Annotated in this window: 1 protein-coding gene; it reads right to left on the reverse strand. The window is 42.1% G+C overall.

The window, feature by feature from the left end:
• Positions 1-4: 4 nt before the first annotated feature.
• Positions 5-619, reverse strand: a complete 615-nt coding sequence (locus tag AX662_RS07210; RefSeq protein ID WP_231728421.1) for an amino acid ABC transporter permease — start codon at positions 617-619, stop codon at positions 5-7.
• Between the last annotated feature and the right edge of the window lie 8 nt (positions 620-627).

The following is a 627-nucleotide window of genomic DNA, read 5'->3' on the forward strand; positions in this document are numbered from 1 at the left end:
TGTTTTATTCACTAGCTTGCTCCCATTGTTTAGAGAGGTAGCGAGAGTAGCTAGAAATGGCAAAGTTGACCACGAAATAGGCTAAAGCCACGATACCGTATAAGGTAAAGATTTGACTAGGTTCGTAGTAACCACCCATCAAAATCTGACTCTTACCAAATAATTCCTGTAAGGCGATAACAGAGTAAAGGAAAGAAGTATCCTTGATGACTGTTACGAATTGAGAAATGATAGATGGTAACATCTTACGAATAGCTTGTGGGAAGATGATGTAAATAAAGATTTGTCTGTTGTTAAACCCTTGAGACAAGCCGGCTTCCGTTTGGCCATGGTCGATAGAGTTCAGTCCCCCACGAATGATTTCCGCCAAGGCCGCTGAAGTGAAGACCGTGAAAGAGGTAATTCCTGCCGCTGTAGACTTAAGCTGGAAGACCAAGAAGATAATGAAAATCCAAAGCAAGTTAGGAACGTTACGAACGAACTCAACGTAGATAGAAGCCATCCAACGAAGAATAGGATTCTTTCCGTTACGCATAACCGCCAGAATAGTTCCGAACAAGGTAGACAGCACAATGATGAAGAAAGACAAGTAAAGGGTCGTCCACATCCCTTGTGCCAAGAATTTAA

Source organism: Streptococcus sp. CCH5-D3 (assembly GCF_001556435.1).
GTDB lineage: Bacteria > Bacillota > Bacilli > Lactobacillales > Streptococcaceae > Streptococcus.